The sequence below is a fragment of the Pseudomonas sp. P4_C8 genome (genome assembly GCF_056401975.1).
The window spans coordinates 17456-33201 of sequence record NZ_JBFUIH010000054.1 but is presented as its reverse complement, the minus strand read 5'-3'; the positions used below and the strand labels follow the sequence as shown (position 1 = coordinate 33201).

Annotated in this window: 17 protein-coding genes; 4 read left to right on the top strand and 13 right to left on the bottom strand. The window is 58.8% G+C overall.

Annotated elements, in window-relative coordinates:
* Positions 1 to 24: 24 nt before the first annotated feature.
* From AC1DWM_RS25865 to AC1DWM_RS25845, 5 genes are read right to left on the bottom strand one after another with little or no spacing between them, the layout of a single operon-like run.
* Positions 25 to 660 carry an SCO family protein gene (locus tag AC1DWM_RS25865; protein ID WP_223520567.1) on the bottom strand — a complete coding sequence of 212 codons (636 nt, stop codon included), beginning with the start codon at positions 658 to 660 and terminating at the stop codon, positions 25 to 27.
* Complete coding sequence (gene cyoE, locus AC1DWM_RS25860; protein ID WP_007947928.1) at positions 657 to 1556, bottom strand: heme o synthase; 900 nt, start codon at positions 1554 to 1556, stop codon at positions 657 to 659. Before cyoE ends, AC1DWM_RS25865 begins: the two co-directional genes overlap by 4 nt.
* Positions 1544 to 2623 carry a COX15/CtaA family protein gene (locus AC1DWM_RS25855; RefSeq protein WP_477796496.1) on the bottom strand — a complete coding sequence of 360 codons (1080 nt, stop codon included), beginning with the start codon at positions 2621 to 2623 and terminating at the stop codon, positions 1544 to 1546. Before AC1DWM_RS25855 ends, cyoE begins: the two co-directional genes overlap by 13 nt.
* A gap of 10 nt (positions 2624 to 2633) precedes the next feature.
* Complete coding sequence (locus tag AC1DWM_RS25850) at positions 2634 to 3227, bottom strand: hypothetical protein (RefSeq protein ID WP_223520563.1); 594 nt, start codon at positions 3225 to 3227, stop codon at positions 2634 to 2636.
* Complete coding sequence (locus tag AC1DWM_RS25845) at positions 3193 to 3933, bottom strand: SURF1 family protein (protein WP_477796495.1); 741 nt, start codon at positions 3931 to 3933, stop codon at positions 3193 to 3195. The genes AC1DWM_RS25850 and AC1DWM_RS25845 overlap by 35 nt, the downstream gene beginning before the upstream one ends.
* 70 nt (positions 3934 to 4003) lie before the next feature.
* Between AC1DWM_RS25845 and AC1DWM_RS25840 the strand changes: the two genes are divergently transcribed.
* The gene (locus AC1DWM_RS25840) at positions 4004 to 4207 is read left to right on the top strand and encodes a twin transmembrane helix small protein (protein ID WP_223520559.1); all 204 of its coding nucleotides are present in this window, start codon (positions 4004 to 4006) and stop codon (positions 4205 to 4207) included.
* Between the two features lie 5 nt (positions 4208 to 4212).
* Here AC1DWM_RS25840 and AC1DWM_RS25835 read toward each other — a convergent pair whose 3' ends face one another.
* From AC1DWM_RS25835 to coxB, 4 genes are all read right to left on the bottom strand, one after another.
* Positions 4213 to 5100: a cytochrome c oxidase subunit 3 gene (locus tag AC1DWM_RS25835; protein WP_223520557.1), complete on the bottom strand. Its 888-nt coding sequence runs from the start codon at positions 5098 to 5100 to the stop codon at positions 4213 to 4215.
* Between the two features lie 25 nt (positions 5101 to 5125).
* Complete coding sequence (locus AC1DWM_RS25830; protein WP_477796494.1) at positions 5126 to 5677, bottom strand: cytochrome c oxidase assembly protein; 552 nt, start codon at positions 5675 to 5677, stop codon at positions 5126 to 5128.
* Between the two features lie 129 nt (positions 5678 to 5806).
* Positions 5807 to 7405, bottom strand: coding sequence for a cytochrome c oxidase subunit I (ctaD, locus tag AC1DWM_RS25825; RefSeq protein ID WP_223520553.1), 1599 nt, complete (start codon positions 7403 to 7405; stop codon positions 5807 to 5809).
* Positions 7406 to 7487: 82 nt separating this feature from the next.
* Positions 7488 to 8615 (bottom strand): cytochrome c oxidase subunit II, encoded by a 1128-nt coding sequence (gene coxB / locus AC1DWM_RS25820; RefSeq protein WP_223520552.1) that lies wholly within the window; start codon positions 8613 to 8615, stop codon positions 7488 to 7490.
* 371 nt (positions 8616 to 8986) lie between these two features.
* Here coxB and AC1DWM_RS25815 point away from each other — a divergent pair, with 371 nt between their 5' ends.
* Positions 8987 to 9637: a hypothetical protein gene (locus AC1DWM_RS25815; RefSeq protein ID WP_223520550.1), complete on the top strand. Its 651-nt coding sequence runs from the start codon at positions 8987 to 8989 to the stop codon at positions 9635 to 9637.
* Positions 9638 to 9923: 286 nt separating this feature from the next.
* Here the strand turns inward: AC1DWM_RS25815 and AC1DWM_RS25810 are convergent, their stop codons facing one another.
* Together AC1DWM_RS25810 and AC1DWM_RS25805 are read right to left on the bottom strand one after the other, a co-directional pair.
* Positions 9924 to 10655 carry a carbonic anhydrase gene (locus tag AC1DWM_RS25810; RefSeq protein ID WP_223520548.1) on the bottom strand — a complete coding sequence of 244 codons (732 nt, stop codon included), beginning with the start codon at positions 10653 to 10655 and terminating at the stop codon, positions 9924 to 9926.
* A gap of 243 nt (positions 10656 to 10898) precedes the next feature.
* Positions 10899 to 11957 (bottom strand): PA0069 family radical SAM protein, encoded by a 1059-nt coding sequence (locus tag AC1DWM_RS25805; RefSeq protein ID WP_477796493.1) that lies wholly within the window; start codon positions 11955 to 11957, stop codon positions 10899 to 10901.
* A 193-nt stretch (positions 11958 to 12150) separates the two neighbouring features.
* Between AC1DWM_RS25805 and AC1DWM_RS25800 the strand changes: the two genes are divergently transcribed.
* Together AC1DWM_RS25800 and AC1DWM_RS25795 are read left to right on the top strand one after the other, a co-directional pair.
* Positions 12151 to 12453 carry a hypothetical protein gene (locus AC1DWM_RS25800; protein ID WP_223520545.1) on the top strand — a complete coding sequence of 101 codons (303 nt, stop codon included), beginning with the start codon at positions 12151 to 12153 and terminating at the stop codon, positions 12451 to 12453.
* A gap of 218 nt (positions 12454 to 12671) precedes the next feature.
* A complete protein-coding gene (locus AC1DWM_RS25795; RefSeq protein ID WP_223520543.1) occupies positions 12672 to 13319 on the top strand; it encodes a dual specificity protein phosphatase family protein in 648 nt (215 codons plus the stop codon).
* A gap of 58 nt (positions 13320 to 13377) precedes the next feature.
* Here AC1DWM_RS25795 and AC1DWM_RS25790 read toward each other — a convergent pair whose 3' ends face one another.
* Positions 13378 to 13665 carry a YheV family putative zinc ribbon protein gene (locus AC1DWM_RS25790; RefSeq protein WP_008152496.1) on the bottom strand — a complete coding sequence of 96 codons (288 nt, stop codon included), beginning with the start codon at positions 13663 to 13665 and terminating at the stop codon, positions 13378 to 13380.
* Positions 13662 to 15740: an oligopeptidase A gene (prlC, locus tag AC1DWM_RS25785; protein ID WP_477796492.1), complete on the bottom strand. Its 2079-nt coding sequence runs from the start codon at positions 15738 to 15740 to the stop codon at positions 13662 to 13664. The genes AC1DWM_RS25790 and prlC overlap by 4 nt, the downstream gene beginning before the upstream one ends.
* Positions 15741 to 15746 lie beyond the last annotated feature (6 nt).

The following is a 15746-nucleotide window of genomic DNA, read 5'->3' as shown; positions in this document are numbered from 1 at the left end:
GGCTCCTACAGAGGTTTATGTCGCTTATTGGCGGTTAAGCATCACCGGCAACTGCGCCACCAATTTAGCGTTGTTCAGCGGCCCCCGAATAAACCCGCGCTGCGTCCCGTCTGGCCCGATCACCGCCAGGTTGCCGCTGTGATCCACCGTGTAATTGGCCTTGCTGGTGTCCGCCGGAATAAACGGAATGCTCACCGCGTTGGCCAGCGTCTGAATGTCATCAACCGAGGAAGCGGTCAGGCCTTTGAACTGCGGATCGAAGTAGCCCAAGTACTGCTTGAGTTGCTTCGGCGTATCGCGGTTCGGGTCGATGCTGACCAGGATGATCTGCAGCTTGGCCGCCGCCTCCGGTGGCAGTTCGCTCTTGATCTGACGCAACTGGGCGAGGGTGGTCGGGCAGATGTCCGGGCAAAAGGTGTAGCCGAAGAACAGCAAGCTCCACTTGTCCTTCAGCTGATTGACCGTCACCGGGTTGCCGTCCTGATCGGTCATCTTCACGTCCGGCAGGTTGCGGCTTTGCGGCAGCAAGATGATGCCCGCGTCGATCAGTGCCGTCGGGTCGCCCTGGCCTTTACCGGACAGCACTTTGTTGATGGTCAGGCCCAGGACCAGTGCGATCAGGGCGACGAGAATGAAGACGGTTTTCTGGGTTCGAGTCATAGGTTCAACAGTAAGTAGTGGTCTACGAGCAGCGCGATAAACAGCAGGAACAAGTAGTAAATAGAGTACTTGAACGTGTTGATCGCCGCGTGCGGCCGAGTGCCACGGTACAGCACCACGGCCCATTGTAGAAACCTTGCGCCCAGCCCCAGCGCGCAAATCAGGTAGAGCATACCGCTCATGTGGATCACGTAGGGCATCAGGCTGACGGCCAGCAACGCGAAGGTATAAAGCAGGATGTGAACCTTGGTGTAGTGCTCGCCATGGGTCACCGGCAGCATCGGGATGTCAGCCTTGGCGTATTCCTCTTTGCGGTGAATCGCCAAGGCCCAGAAGTGTGGTGGGGTCCAGGCGAAGATGATCAGCACCAGCAACAGTGGTTCGGCGCTGACGTGGCCGGTGGCGGCGGTCCAGCCGAGCAGCGGTGGTGCCGCCCCGGCCAGGCCGCCGATGACGATGTTCTGCGGAGTCGCGCGTTTCAGGAAGCCGGTGTAGACCACTGCGTATCCGAGCAGCGAAGCCAGGGTCAACCAGGCAGTCAGCGGGTTGGTGAAAGCGAGCAGCACGGCCTGGCCCAGCACCGCCAATACCAAGGCAAACGTCAGCGCCGCAGCCGGTGATACACGGCCTTCGGCCAACGGACGTTTGTGCGTGCGAGCCATGACCGCATCAATGCGCCGGTCCACCACATGGTTGACCGCCGCCGCACCGCCGGCACACAAAGCAATCCCCAGATTGCCGAACACCAGCACCGTCCACGGCACCCCGGCGCGCGTCGCCAGGAACATACCGACCAGTGAGGTGATGAGCATTAGCACCACCACTTTCGGCTTGGTCAGCTCCAGATAGTCACGCCAGATTGCCTGACTGTGACGTTCGCCGATCAGCGTCGCCATGGCATCTCTCCTTTTATTGTTATGGGCCCGGCCGAGTGTTTACGCGGGCTGAAGCGCCAGCGCGCAGGGGATTGCTGTTTGACCCGAACCAGACTGGTTCGCGCGTGATAATTGACCAGCACCATCGTCAGCAACAGTGCCGCACCGCCGGCGTTGTGGGCGACGGCCACCGGCAGCGGCAGGTGGAACAGCACGTTGCTGATACCGAGGGTGATTTGTGCGGCGAGCGCGATCAGCACCATCCCCGCCAAGCGTGTCATGCCGACCACCTTCAGTTGCCAGGCCAGCCCCAACAAAACCAGGGTCACCAGCAAAGCGCCGATGCGGTGAGTCAGATGAATCGCGGTGCGGGCATCGCTGTCCAGTTGCCCGCCGAGGTAATTGGGGCCGATGTGTTGGGTCAGGTGAAAGCCGTTGGCGAAATCAGCCGGTGGCAGCCATTGACCGTGGCAGGTGGGGAAGTCGATGCAGGCCACCGCTGCGTAGTTGGAACTGACCCAGCCACCCAAGGCAATTTGCAGGATCACCAGCAGCAACCCGGCGGTCGCCCAATACTGCAAACGCCGTGGCACGGTCAGCGCCGGCACCACGCCGGACAATCGCAATGTCAGCAAAAACAGCAGACTCAACGTCGCAAAACCACCGAGTAAATGCCCGGTGACCACTTGCGGCCAAAGCTTGAGCGTCACCGTCCACATGCCGAACGCGGCTTGGGCGAATACCACCGCCAGCAGAAACAACGGCAACTTCACCGGTTGCCCCGGATGACGACGATGGACCCAGGCGCGTCCCGCCAGCACCGAGATCAACAGCCCCAGCGTGCCGGCGAAGTAGCGGTGAACCATCTCGTTCCAGCCCTTATGGGCTTCAACAGGAGCGTCGGGAAAATGCAGTTCGGCATGGGCCAATTGAACGTCGCTTTTCGGCACGCTGATAAAGCCATAGCAACCCGGCCAGTCCGGGCAGCCGAGGCCGGCGTGGGTCAGGCGGGTGTAAGCGCCGAGCAACACCACAATCAGTGCCAGCAAGGTGGCAAACAGCGCGAGGCGAAATCCAGGTTTGGCCATGACGATGCCCTTATCCGATGTTCGACAGTTTCAGCAGATGACGCAGGTCGTTGAGCAGATCCTTACCCTTCACCGTCGGGTCGTAGCGCAGCACCAGATTGCCGTGAGGGTCGATGATCCACAGTTGCGGCACCGTTTTGTCGCCAGTCGTCTTGCTGAAGGTGGTCAGGTCCATTGGGTAGCGTTGCAATTGAGGATACTCGCGAGTCAGCTTGGCGTCGTATTCACTGCTCAGCGGTTGTGCCGCGGCCAAGGCATGACTGGCGCGCCCGGCATCACGGCCGAGGCCGATCTGGATCTGCCGCGCCAGATACACCAGTTGCTGGCAATCCACCGAGCAATCTTTCGGAGCGGTCACCAGCAGCTGCCAGCGATCCTCTTGTGCCTGCACACCGAGGTCGGCGCGGGTCTGGCCGTTGCCGATCAGTTCACCGTGATAGCTGCGGCCCTCCGGCACCCAGAACTGCAATTTGTACATGCCGGTGGCGAGGATCATCGGACCGATCACCCCGAGCAAAATAAGCAGTAGCTGCAAGCGACCCTTGCGCCGACTCACCGGCGTTTTCGCCTTAGACATGCTGGGTGGATTCATGGCCGCTCCCATGGTGTTTCTCCTTTGCGTTGTGCCAGCCGAGATAGAGATAGAGGCCGAACAGGGCAATCGACATGGCGAACCACTGCACGGCATAAGCGATGTGTTTTTCCGGGCCCATGGCGACTACTGGCCAATCGGCCTGGTAAGTCGCCGGACCATTTTCTGCACGTAATTCGTAGGAAAACCCTTCTCGGCCCAGCGCCGCCCAGAGTTTCGAAGGCTCAACGGCGGTAACCAACTCCGGCCAGGTTGTGGTGCTCGGGTCGGCCTGCAACTGGAAGGTCGTACCGGGGGATACGTAGACCCAGGCGTCCAGGCTCAACGCCTGAGTCGGGGTGGTGAACTGTGGCGGTGTGCGCCGGTCCGGCCATGGCAGCCAACCGCGATTGACCAGCAACCAGAGCCCGGTCGCCTGGTCCTGAAACGGTTGCAGCAGCTCAACGCCGACCTTGCCGTTACGCTGGCGGTTGTCCAGCAGCACGCTATGCTCGGCATCGAATTGGCCGTGCAGACGAACGCGGCGGAAGGCCGGGTCCTCGGTGTGTTGCAGCTCGGTGCTGGCCATTGGTTCGGCGGCACGGCGCTCGGTGTAGCTTTGCAGCAGCGCGCTTTTCTCCGCCCCCCGGCTCAGTTGCCAGAACCCGARCGACACCAGCAGCGGCAGCAATAGGGCGACCACCAGTGTCGGCAAGATGCCTGGCCGAAAGCGCTTCATGGCGTGGCCAAAAAGTCGGTATTCGCGATAGCTATACTCAAGTGCATCGCCATTCCCCCGGAGTCTCACCATGCTCAAAGCAGCCATCGTCCTGATGCTGATTGCCACGGTTGTCAGCCTGTTCAGCGGCCTGTTTTTTCTGGTCAAGGACGACAGCAGCTCGAACCGCCTCGTCATTGCCCTGAGTGTTCGTGTTGCGCTGGCCGCCGCCACCGTCGGCTTGATCGCCTGGGGTTTTTTCAGCGGCCAGTTGGTCTCTTCTGCACCTTGGTAAAGTGCTCAGAGCACGTAGACGAAAACGAACAAACCGATCCACACCACGTCCACGAAGTGCCAGTACCAGGTCGCCGCCTCGAAGCCGAACTGGTTCTCGTTATCGAAGTGCCCGCGCATGATCCGCATCAACATCACAAACAAGATGATCGTGCCGATGGTCACGTGGGCGCCGTGGAAACCGGTGAGCATGAAGAACGTCGCACCGTAGATGCCGGAACCGAGGGTCAGGCCCAGTTCGCGGTAGGCGTGCATGTATTCTTCAGCCTGGAAGGTGAGGAATGCGCAGCCCAGCAATACGGTGAGCGCCAGCCAGAGTTTCAGCGCGCCGCGATGGCCTTTTTTCAGCGCGTGGTGGGCGATGGTCACGGTCACGCTGGAGCTCACCAACAGCACGGTGTTGAGCAGCGGCAAACCCCACGGGCTGATGACTTCCTTGGGCGGCGGAAACAGTTTCGAATCAGGGTTGTTCAGCAGCGGCCAGGTCCACTCGAAGGTCGGCCACAGCATGTGCGCGATGCCCTTGGCGCCTTCGCCGCCGAGGGCCGGGCCGGAGACATGGCGTACATAAAACAGCGCGCCGAAGAAGGCGATGAAGAACATCACCTCGGAGAAGATGAACCAGCTCATGCCCCAGCGGAACGAGCGGTCCATCTGAGCGCTGTACAACCCGCCGCGACTTTCCTTGATCACCGTCCCGAACCAGCCGAACAGCATGTAGGCCAGCAACAGTCCGCCGACGAAAAAGATCAGCGGGCCGTGGGATTCTGGCCGCGCGGCTTTCAGATCGTTGAACCAGGTGGCCAGGCCGAATACGGTGGTGAGCATGCCGACCGTGGCGATGATCGGCCATTTGCTCTGGGCCGGTACGTAATAGTGTTCATGAGTTGCCATTTATTGTTCTCCTTATCGGGCACGCTCAGCCGCCAGTGTTTACAGCTACCGGTGGATGTCGGGCGGTGATATCGAACAGCGTGTAGGACAGCGTCAGGTGCTTCACATCCTTGGGCATGTCACGGTCAACGATGAAACGTACCGGCATCTCGATCCGTTGACCGGGCTGCAGCACTTGCTGGGTAAAACAAAAACATTCGGTCTTGTGGAAGTACGCCGCCGCAGTGCTGGGTGCGATGCTCGGCACGGCCTGGGCGCTCATCGGCTTATCGGTGGGGTTGTGCGCGATGAAAATCATCTCGTTCACGGCGCCTGGATTGGCGGTCAGCTCCTCACTCTTGGGATAGAAATCCCAGGGCATATCGGCGGTGTTGGTCGACAGGAACTGCACGCGCACTTGTCGCGAAGTGTCGACCGTTTGCTCGCCCTCGTACTGCCCGGCGGTTTTGCCGTTAATGCCGAAGGCCTTGCACATCACGTCGTAGATCGGCACCAGGGCAAACCCGAAGACAAACATCGCCGCCACCACCACCAGCAGGCGGGTGACCAGTTTCTTCATCGAAATCGAGTCAGCCATGATTTCTAACCCCTGCGCATAACCCTGTGGGAGCGACGGTGCGACGATTCGACCTGCTCGCGAAGCAGGCACCGCGGTTCAACAGGAACACCGCGTTTTCGTTCTTCGCGAGCAGGCTCGCTCCCACAGTCATTTCACTTCCGGCGGCGTGGTGAAGGTGTGATACGGCGCCGGTGACGGAATGCTCCACTCCAGGCCTTCAGCCCCATCCCACGGTTTGGCCGGTGCTGGCGGGCCGCCGCGAATGGTCTTGATCACGATGAACAGGAAGAAGATCTGCGTGGCACCGAACATGAACGCGCCAATCGAGGAGACCATGTTGAAGTCGGCGAATTGCAGGTTGTAGTCCGGAATCCGCCGTGGCATGCCCGCCAGACCCACGAAGTGCATCGGGAAGAACGCCATGTTCATGCCGATGAACGAGAGCCAGAAGTGCAGCTTGCCGAGGGTTTCGTCGTACATGTGGCCGGTCCATTTCGGCATCCAGTAATAGGCCGAGGCGAAGATCCCGAAGATCGCCCCTGGCACCAGTACATAGTGGAAGTGCGCGACCACGAAGTAGGTGTCCTGGTACTGGAAGTCCGCCGGGGCGATGGCGAGCATCAACCCGGAGAAGCCGCCGATGGAGAACAGAATCACGAACGCCACCGCAAACAGCATCGGTGTCTCGAAGGTCAGCGAGCCTTGCCACATGGTGCTGGCCCAGTTGAACACCTTCACCCCGGTTGGCACCGCGATCAGCAGCGTCGCGTACATGAAGAACAGCTCGCCCACCAGTGGAATGCCGACCACAAACATGTGGTGCGCCCAGACGATGAACGACAGGAACGCGATACTCGCCGTCGCATACACCATCGAGGTGTAGCCGAAGAGCGGTTTACGCGAAAAGGTCGGAATGATCGAGCTGACGGCACCGAAGGCCGGCAGGATCATGATGTACACCTCGGGGTGACCGAAGAACCAGAACACGTGCTGGAACAGCACCGGGTCACCGCCACCGGCGGCACTGAAGAAGCTGGTGCCGAAGTGGATGTCCATCAGCATCATCGTCACGCACCCGGCCAGTACCGGCATCACCGCGATCAGCAGGAATGCGGTGATCAGCCAGGTCCAGACGAACAGCGGCATTTTCATCAACGTCATGCCGGGGGCGCGCAGGTTGAGGATGGTTGCGATCACGTTGATCGCGCCCATGATCGAACTGATCCCCATCAAGTGGATGGCGAAGATGAAGAACGTCACGCTTTCCGGTGCGTAGGTCGTCGACAGCGGGGCGTAGAACGTCCAGCCGAAGTTCGGACCACCACCGGGGGTGAACAGGGTCGACACCAACAGGAGGAACGCCGCCGGCAGCAGCCAGAAGCTGAAGTTGTTCATCCGTGGCAACGCCATGTCCGGCGCACCGATCATCAATGGGATCATCCAGTTGGCGAGGCCGACGAAGGCCGGCATCACCGCACCGAACACCATCACCAGACCGTGCATGGTGGTCATCTGGTTGAAGAATTCCGGCTGGACGATTTGCAGCCCCGGCTGGAACAGCTCGGCGCGAATCACCATCGCGAACGAGCCCCCCAGCAAGAACATGGAGAACGCAAACCACAGGTACAGCGTGCCGATGTCTTTATGGTTGGTAGTCAACACCCAACGCATCAGGCCTTTGGCGGGACCGTGGACATGAGTGTGGTCGGTGGCGGTATGAACATGTTCATCGATGACAGCAGTCATGTCCTGTCTCCTGCAAACAGGTGGGCTGGGCAGGCCGGAGCGTGTAGCCCCGACCCGTTCCTCAAGTACGCAATAGACCGGGTCATTTGCTTTCCGCCTGTTTCAGCTCCAGCACTTCTTTAGGCGTGACCATGTCGCCCTTGTTGTTACCCCAGGCATTACGCTCGTAGGTCACTACCGCCGCTATATCGACTTCCGAGAGCTGCTTGCCAAACGCCGCCATGGCGGTGCCGGGCTTGCCGTGGAAGACAATGCTCAGGTGATCCTTGATCGGTCCGGTAGCGATTTTCGAGCCCTTGAGTGCCGGGAACATCGGCGGCAAGCCCTGGCCTTCGGCCTGGTGACAGGCCACGCAAGTGGTGTGATAGACCTTGTCGCCGCGCTCCTTGAGCTCGTCGAGGGTCCATTCCTTGCTGGTCAGCTCTTTGAGTTGCTGGGCTTCAGCCTTGCTTTGGGCGAGCCACTTTTCGTAATCGGCCTTTTCCTTGACCTCAACCACAATCGGCATGAAACCGTGGTCCTTGCCGCACAACTCGGCGCACTGGCCACGGTAGATGCCGGGCTTGTCGACGCGGGTCCAGGCTTCGTTGACGAACCCCGGGATCGCATCGCGCTTGACCGCGAAGGCCGGCACCCACCAGGAGTGGATGACGTCGGCGGAGGTCACCAGGAAGCGCACCTTCGCGCCGATCGGCAGCACCAGCGGCTTGTCGACCTCAAGCAAATAGTGCTCGCCCTTGGTTTCCTTGTTGTGGATCTGGTCGGCGGGGGTGTTCAGGTTGCTGAAGAACTCAACGTCCTGGCCCAAGTATTTGTAGTGCCACTTCCACTGATAGCCCGTGACCTGGATGTCGATATCCGGCTCGCTGGCGTCATACATCTTGATCAGGGTTGCCGTCGCGGGCACCGCCATGGCCACCAGGATCAGGAAGGGCACGATGGTCCAGAGGATTTCAACAGTGGTGCTTTCATGAAATTTTGCGGCCACCTGCCCGGTAGAGCGGCGGTGCAGAATCATCGACCAGAACATGGCGCCGAAGACGATGATGCCGATCACTACACAGATCCAGAAAATGGTCATGTGCAGGTCAAATACTGCGTGACTGATTTCAGTCGCTCCTGGCGCCATATTCACAGTCCAGGCGGCTTGCGCCTGACTGAAAATCGACCACAACAGGAGGCCCATCCAGACGTGTGGATGTCGCATCATTGCGGGTTCCCCTTATCGTTCTTGTTATCCCGCCGGCTTTCACCTGCGGCAAGGGAGCGGCTTTTTCAGACTACGAACTTGAATCGCCGAGCCTTGCTGCGTGTGCAGTCGGGCGTCATCAGCTAACTCCATTCCCACCCGAGTATAGACAGCGACTGCTACCTCGCAATGTGAAGGCGTAAATGATCTGAAACAGCTGGGACTTGCGTTCAAGGGCAGGAATGGAGAAGGATGCAGACGAGTGGTGGCAAACGGATATAACGGAGGCGTCTCAGGGATGAAACAATTATGACAAATGCGTCTTAGCATTTTTCATAAGGCAGCTAAGTTATGTCTTCCCTATTTCATTGCCGTTGTTTCCTGGAGTTTTCATGAACACCGCCGCATTGCGCGAGCAGATCCAAAAAGCCCAACAACACGAAACAGAAACCGGCCTGCTGACACGTCAGCTGCAGACCAAACTGCCTCACCTTCACCCAGCTATTCAATTGCCGGAGGCCGATGCCAATGGCGTACTGACGCGTTTTGTTTACGCCTACATCGAGGAGGTTCCCGATCTGCTGGACGCAGCCAATGAAGTCGCCAGGGAAGCGGGTATCGAATCGCAAATCAAACCGGTGCTGAAAATCGCCGAGCAGTATTTCCTCCAGCCTCCGGCAATCATGGCCGGGCATGTCGGTCTGGACAGCCTGCTGGACGAAGCCTACCTGGCGCACCGCTTTGTAGAAGAGGTCAACGACCTGTACATCAAACATTTTGGCCAGCCACTGATCCCCTTGGACATGACTGTCGCCAACCTGATTGCTCACCAATTGATCGGTGAGGAATTTGCCAACCAACTGGACGAAGCGGTGCATCACGCCATCGACGAGATGCTCAACGAAGAGAGTTTTGCGCTGGAATCAGTGGAAGCCTACCGTGAGAAACTCAATAGCCCGGACACCGGCGCCGCGTGGAAGCGCTGGCCGTGCATGTCTCGCCGCTTGGGCGTAGGCCTGGAGCTGGATCAGCCGGCGGCTTGATCCTTTAGAACCAACACAGTCCCCTGTGGGAGCGAGCCTGCTCGCGATGGCAATTGTTCATTCAATATTGATGTCGATTGACACACCGCTATCGCGAGCAGGCTCACTCCCACACGGGTTTATCTACCCGGCAGCACCTACGCCGGTGGCTGTTCGCAACCGTCCCTCCAATCTTCGCTTCAACCCCCACGTTTCAATCAGCAGTGTCGAACCCTCGGCCGCATTCGCGAGCGGCACATGCACCTGCGACAGCCTCGGTTAAACGACACGGGGGAATCAGGAGGTTTTAGAAACGCGCTTTGGGCGTTGCCACCGGAATCGGATGGCTGCCATCGAGCGGCAGGAAACAACCCTGGTCCGCGTCGTAGGCTTTGATTTCGCTGGTTTCGATGCTGTAGACCCAACCATGTATAAACAGCTGACCATTGGCCATGCGCGAGGCCACTGACGGATGCGTGCGTAAATGCTGTAGCTGAGCGATCACATTCTCTTCGGTGAGGATGTGCATGCTTTCGTTTTCGTCAGCGCAATGGCAGTTTTCCTGGACCATGGTTTTCGCCACTTCGGCGTGACGCAGCCAGGCTTTGACCGTGGGCATTTTTTCCAGGCTTTGCGGGTTCAGCACCGCACGCATCGCGCCACAGTCGGAGTGCCCGCAAATAATGATGTGCTGCACGCCGAGGGCCAGGACCGCGTACTCGATGGCGGTGGAAACACCGCCGTTCATTTGTCCGTAAGGCGGTACAACGTTGCCGACGTTACGGGTTACGAACAGATCGCCGGGAGCGCTTTGGGTGATCAGTTCAGGAACGATGCGCGAGTCGGCGCAGGCGATGAACATCGCTCTGGGGCTCTGGGCCGTGGCGAGTTTTTTGAAGAGTTCTTCCTGCTGTGGAAAGACCTCGTGATGAAAATGCAAAAAGCCGTCAACGATATGCTGCAGCGCTGCATCGGCGGTTTCCGCCTCGGGGAGTGCTTGCGCCGACGCAGCTGATGGCTGTTTATCCTTGTCACTCATGTATTCATCCTCATTGGCGGAGTCAGGGAAGTTACCCGTTTTGTCCGATGTGAAGCCAGTGGCTGTTTAAAAAACATCCAGGTCGCAAATCAGACCCGTCAGTCACTCGATGAACAAGGTAGCGGCCGAAACTTAACTCAAACTGAATCAAACGCTCTAGAACGTGTGTTCCAGGTCACAAAAAACGTGACCAGCCTGAGGGCGCCATGCGTTTCTTACTACTCAACCTTAGGCCAATTGTCCTCAAATCAACGACATCTGGCGACCTGGCGGACAGAAGGCTTCACAGTCCAGATCAAAACCTTCGCGACGATTAAGCCCCAGGCGTTTGATAGCTTTGGTAAAACGTTGCGCCAGCAGGTCGGCGAAGGGACCTTCGCCGCGCATCCGGGCGCCAAACCGACTGTCATACAGCTCACCGCCACTGCTCTGGCGGATCAGGCTCAGCACATGAGCGGCACGCTGGGGATAGTGGGCGGCCAGCCATTCTTCGAACAGCGGCGCCACCTCCAGTGGCAGACGCAGCATCATGTACGCCGCACTTTGCGCGCCGGCCGCATGAGCCTCTGTCAGCAGGCTTTCGAGTTCGCTGTCATTGATCATCGGAATCATCGGCGAGCACAACACGCCAACCGGAATACCCGCTTCACGCATCACACGGATCGCCCGCAACCGGGCCTTGGGTGCCGCGGCGCGTGGTTCGAGGATGCGTTTGAGCTCATCGTCCAGGGTGGTGAGGCTGATCATCACCGCCACCAGGCGTTGCTCGGCGAGTTCGGCCAGCAGGTCCAGGTCACGAAGAATCAGCGAGCCTTTGGTGATGATGGTCACCGGGTGGCGGTAACGCAGCAGCACTTCCAGGGTTTTACGGGTGATTTTGTGCTCGCGCTCGATGGGCTGATACGGATCGGTGTTGGAGCCCAGGTTGATTGGTGCGCATTGATAGCCGCGTTTGGACAGCTGTTCCTCCAGCACATCGGCGGCGTTGGTCTTGGCGATCAGCCTGGTTTCGAAATCCAGTCCCGGCGACATGTCCCAATAGGCGTGACTGGGCCGCGCATAGCAATAAATGCACCCGTGCTCGCAGCCGCGATAGGGATTGATCGAGCGATCAAAGGGCAAGTCCGGCGAGTTGTTGCGGGTGATGATGGTTTTCGCCTTTTCGATACGCACCTCGGTGCCTTGGGTGACGGGCGCTTCCTGATACCAGCCGTCATCCTCGGCCACCGAACGATTCGGTGCGAAGCGGTTGTGCGGGTTGGTGGCGGTGCCGCGTCCGCGAGGTGGCAAGGGCGTAGCCATCGACAAGATCCTTTAGCTGTATGCGCATACAGTATCCGGGTTTGGCGGAATCGACCAGTGCCGTTCAGCACCTGACAGTTGTGAGTTTCGTCATTATGCGAAACATAAAGCACATAGCACTTTTATCGGTCTTGTCAGTATTCTTCGCTTCACACGAAGTTGTCGTGTTTTCAATATTAAAAGGATTTAATAAATGTCTGGCTACAATCAGCGCGGTGTATTTTTGCAACTACAAGCGCCTTCTATCGTTAGTCCAAAAGAAGTTCGGGTTTCCATGCAGTTCGCGTTAAAGGAAGAGGGTTATGACCCTGAAAACCGTGCGCCCACCTACTCTCTGCTGGACTCCAGTACTCGCGAGGCTGTGTCCAACGATGGCGGGATCACCTTTACCATGGGCAACACTCCTGATGTCAACGGCGATGGTGCAATCGATGCGCAGGACAAAGTTGTTTTGATTGCATTGGCGAAAGCCTATTCAAAGATTATCAATCCATGAATGCAGCTTAACTCCTGCAATCAATAAGTATTGATAGCAATAAACGACACGGCATTTTTCCGTGTCGTTTTTTAATAGAAGCTTATAGGCATTGTGAATAAAGCCGGAATAAGCCATTCCATTCACATTTCTTTGACAGCAGGCTCACAGGCCTTTGACTGCTTGGAGCTGAAGCTCTGTGACACCTATCCACCCGATTCCCATACGGTTGCCCGAGCATGTCCCGACTGCGCCTATTCTCTGCGACGTTTCTGATATCACTGGCCGCATTTTTCAACCTGACTCTGGTCCATGCGGATGACAGCACGTCCCCTCGTCCGGCGGAATGGGCTCAACCGGTGGAAATGCAATACAACCTCTTTCAAATGTCCCCGACGCTCTACCGCAGCGCCTTGCCTGACCGTGGCGTCATTGCGTTGCTGGAAAAACTGAAGGTGAAAACCGTCATCAATTTCCTGCCCGAGACGGATTCAAGCTGGTTGTCTACGCCGGGTATCACTCAGGTCCAGTTGCCCTATCGCACCAATCACGTAGATGACGAGGATGTCCTTAAAGCCCTTCGTGCCATTCAGACTGCCGAGTCCCATGGCCCGGTGCTGATGCACTGCAAACACGGGTCGGATCGCACGGGCTTGATGGCGGCCATGTATCGGGTCGTGATCCAGGGTTGGAGCAAGGAAGACGCCCTGAACGAAATGACTCGGGGCGGCTTTGGTGACAGTACCCATTTCAAGGATGGCGTGCGCTACATGATGCAGGCCGATGTCGACAAACTTCGCACCGCGTTGGCCAATGGCGATTGCAGCACCAGCCCGTTCGCCACATGTTCGATGAAGAGCTGGTTAAAATCCGCTCACGTCGAATAAACAGGGGGAGGGAGGGCACCACCTTGAGCCCGGTTAAAAGACGCAAGGTGGTGGTCACTCAGTGTTGCTCGTCAGGCTTTTTCTTCAGCTTCGGGTTCGGGAAGAACTGCACGGCCTGAACCTTGGCATCCGGCACTTTCAGCGCCGAAGTATTGACCCGCGTGCCCAATTCCTTGGGCACGGACAGACCTTGTTCATTCAATGTGTCGGAATAACCGCAGGCCACGCACTCGCGGTGCGGGACTTCGTCTTCGTTCCACATCATCAACTTGTCCGGCTCGCTGCACGCCGGGCAGACCGCCCCGGCGATAAAGCGTTTTTTGGTAATCACAGGCCCCTCGCTCATGCTGCCGCGTCCTCACTCAGGCCGCTGTGGCGCAAGAGTGCGTCAATCGAGGGTTCACGGCCACGGAAGTCGACGAACAGCACCATCGGTTCCTGGGAGCCACCGCGCGCCAGAATGGCTTCGCGGAATGCGCGACCGGTCTCGGCATTGAGCACGCCGTCTTCTTCGAACTTCGAGAACGCATCGGCCGACAGCACTTCCGCCCATTTGTAGCTGTAGTAACCCGCCGCGTAACCGCCAGCGAAGATATGCGCAAAGCTGTTCGGGAAACGGTTGTAGGCCGGTGGACGCATGACCGACACCTCATCACGCACGCCTTCAAGCACCTGCGCCACGCTACGGCCATCGCCGTGGGTGGCGTGCAGTTCGAAGTCGAACAGCGAGAACTCCAGCTGACGCACCATCATCAGGCCGGACTGGAAGTTTTTCGCCGCGAGCATTTTCTGCAGCAGGTCTTGAGGCAGTGGCTCGCCGGTTTCGTAATGACCGGAGATCAGCGCCAGGCCTTCCGGCTCCCAGCACCAGTTTTCCATGAACTGGCTCGGCAGTTCGACCGCATCCCAGGCCACGCCGTTGATGCCGGAGACGCCCGCGTGTTCAACGCGGGTCAGCAGGTGATGCAGGCCGTGACCGAACTCGTGGAACAGGGTGGTGACTTCATCGTGGGTCAGCAGCGCAGGCTTGCCGCTGTCGGCCGGGGTGAAGTTGCACACCAGATTGGCCACCGGGTTTTGCAACGAGCCTTCAGCCGTGCGGCGACGGTCGCGAGCGCCGTCCATCCACGCACCACCGCGCTTGTTGGCGCGGGCGTAAAGGTCAAAGAAGAAACGGCCGACGTGCTGGCCGTTTTCCTTGATTTCAAACAGGCGAACATCCGGGTGCCAGGTGTCGAAGCCTTTCTGCTCGGCGATCTCGATGCCGTACAGACGCTGAACGATGGCGAACAAGCCGCCCAACACTTTGTCGATCGGGAAGTACGCGCGCAAGGCTTCCTGGGCMACGCTGTAACGCTGCTCGCGRAGTTTCTCRCCGTAGAAWCCACTGTCCCAGCTTTGCAGRTCCGGGCAGCCTTGTTCGGCGGCATAGGCTTTGAGTTGTTCCAGGTCCTGCGCGGCAAACGGCTTGCTGCGCTTGGCCAGGTCGCGCAGGAACCCCAGCACCTGATCGCTGGACTCGGCCATTTTGGTGGCCAGACTCAGCTCGGAGAAACTGGCGAAACCCAACAGCTTGGCCAGTTCCTGGCGCAGGTCGAGGATTTCTTCCATGACCGGGCCGTTATCGTTCTGTCCGGCATTCGGACCCTGGTCCGACGCACGGGTGCAGTAGGCGGCGTAGACTTCTTCGCGCAGGGCACGGTCGTGGGCGTAGGTCATCACCGCGTAGTAACTCGGGAATTCCAGGGTAATCAGAAAGCCTTCCAGACCCTTGGCCTGTGCAGCGGCAGCCATTTGCGCCTTGGCGGAATCGGTCAGGCCGGCGAGGGTGGCTTCATCGGTGACGTGCCTGGTCCAGGCCTGAGTGGCATCGAGCAGCTGGTTGGAAAAGCGGCTGCCCAGTTCCGAGAGTTTGCTTTGGACTTCGGCGTAACGTTTTTGCTCGGCTTCCGGCAGGTCAATACCCGACAGACGGAAGTCACGCAGCGAGTGTTCCAGGATAGTTTTCTGCGCCACATCGAAACCGGCGGATTCCGGGCTGTTGGCCAAGGCTTCGAAGGCTTCGAACAATTCGCGGTTCTGGCCCAGCTCGGTGGAGTAGGCGCTCAAGGCCGGCAGGCAGGATTCGTAGGCTTCACGCAATTCGGCGCTGTTGCACACGGCATTCAGGTGGCTGACCGGGCTCCAGGCAGATCCCAGGCGATCATTGAGCTCGTCCATCGCCAGTACCAGGCCGGCCCAGGTCGGTTGTTTGCCCTGAGTCTTGAGGATCTCGATAATGGCGGCGCGGTTGTCAGCCAGGATCTGTTCAATGGCCGGTTGCACGTGTTCGGCACGGATCGCCGAGAACGGCGGCAGGTCGTAGGACTGCAGAAGAGGGTTGTTCACGCTCACGGTTGGCACCTTGGCTGGAAGAAACATGCGGCC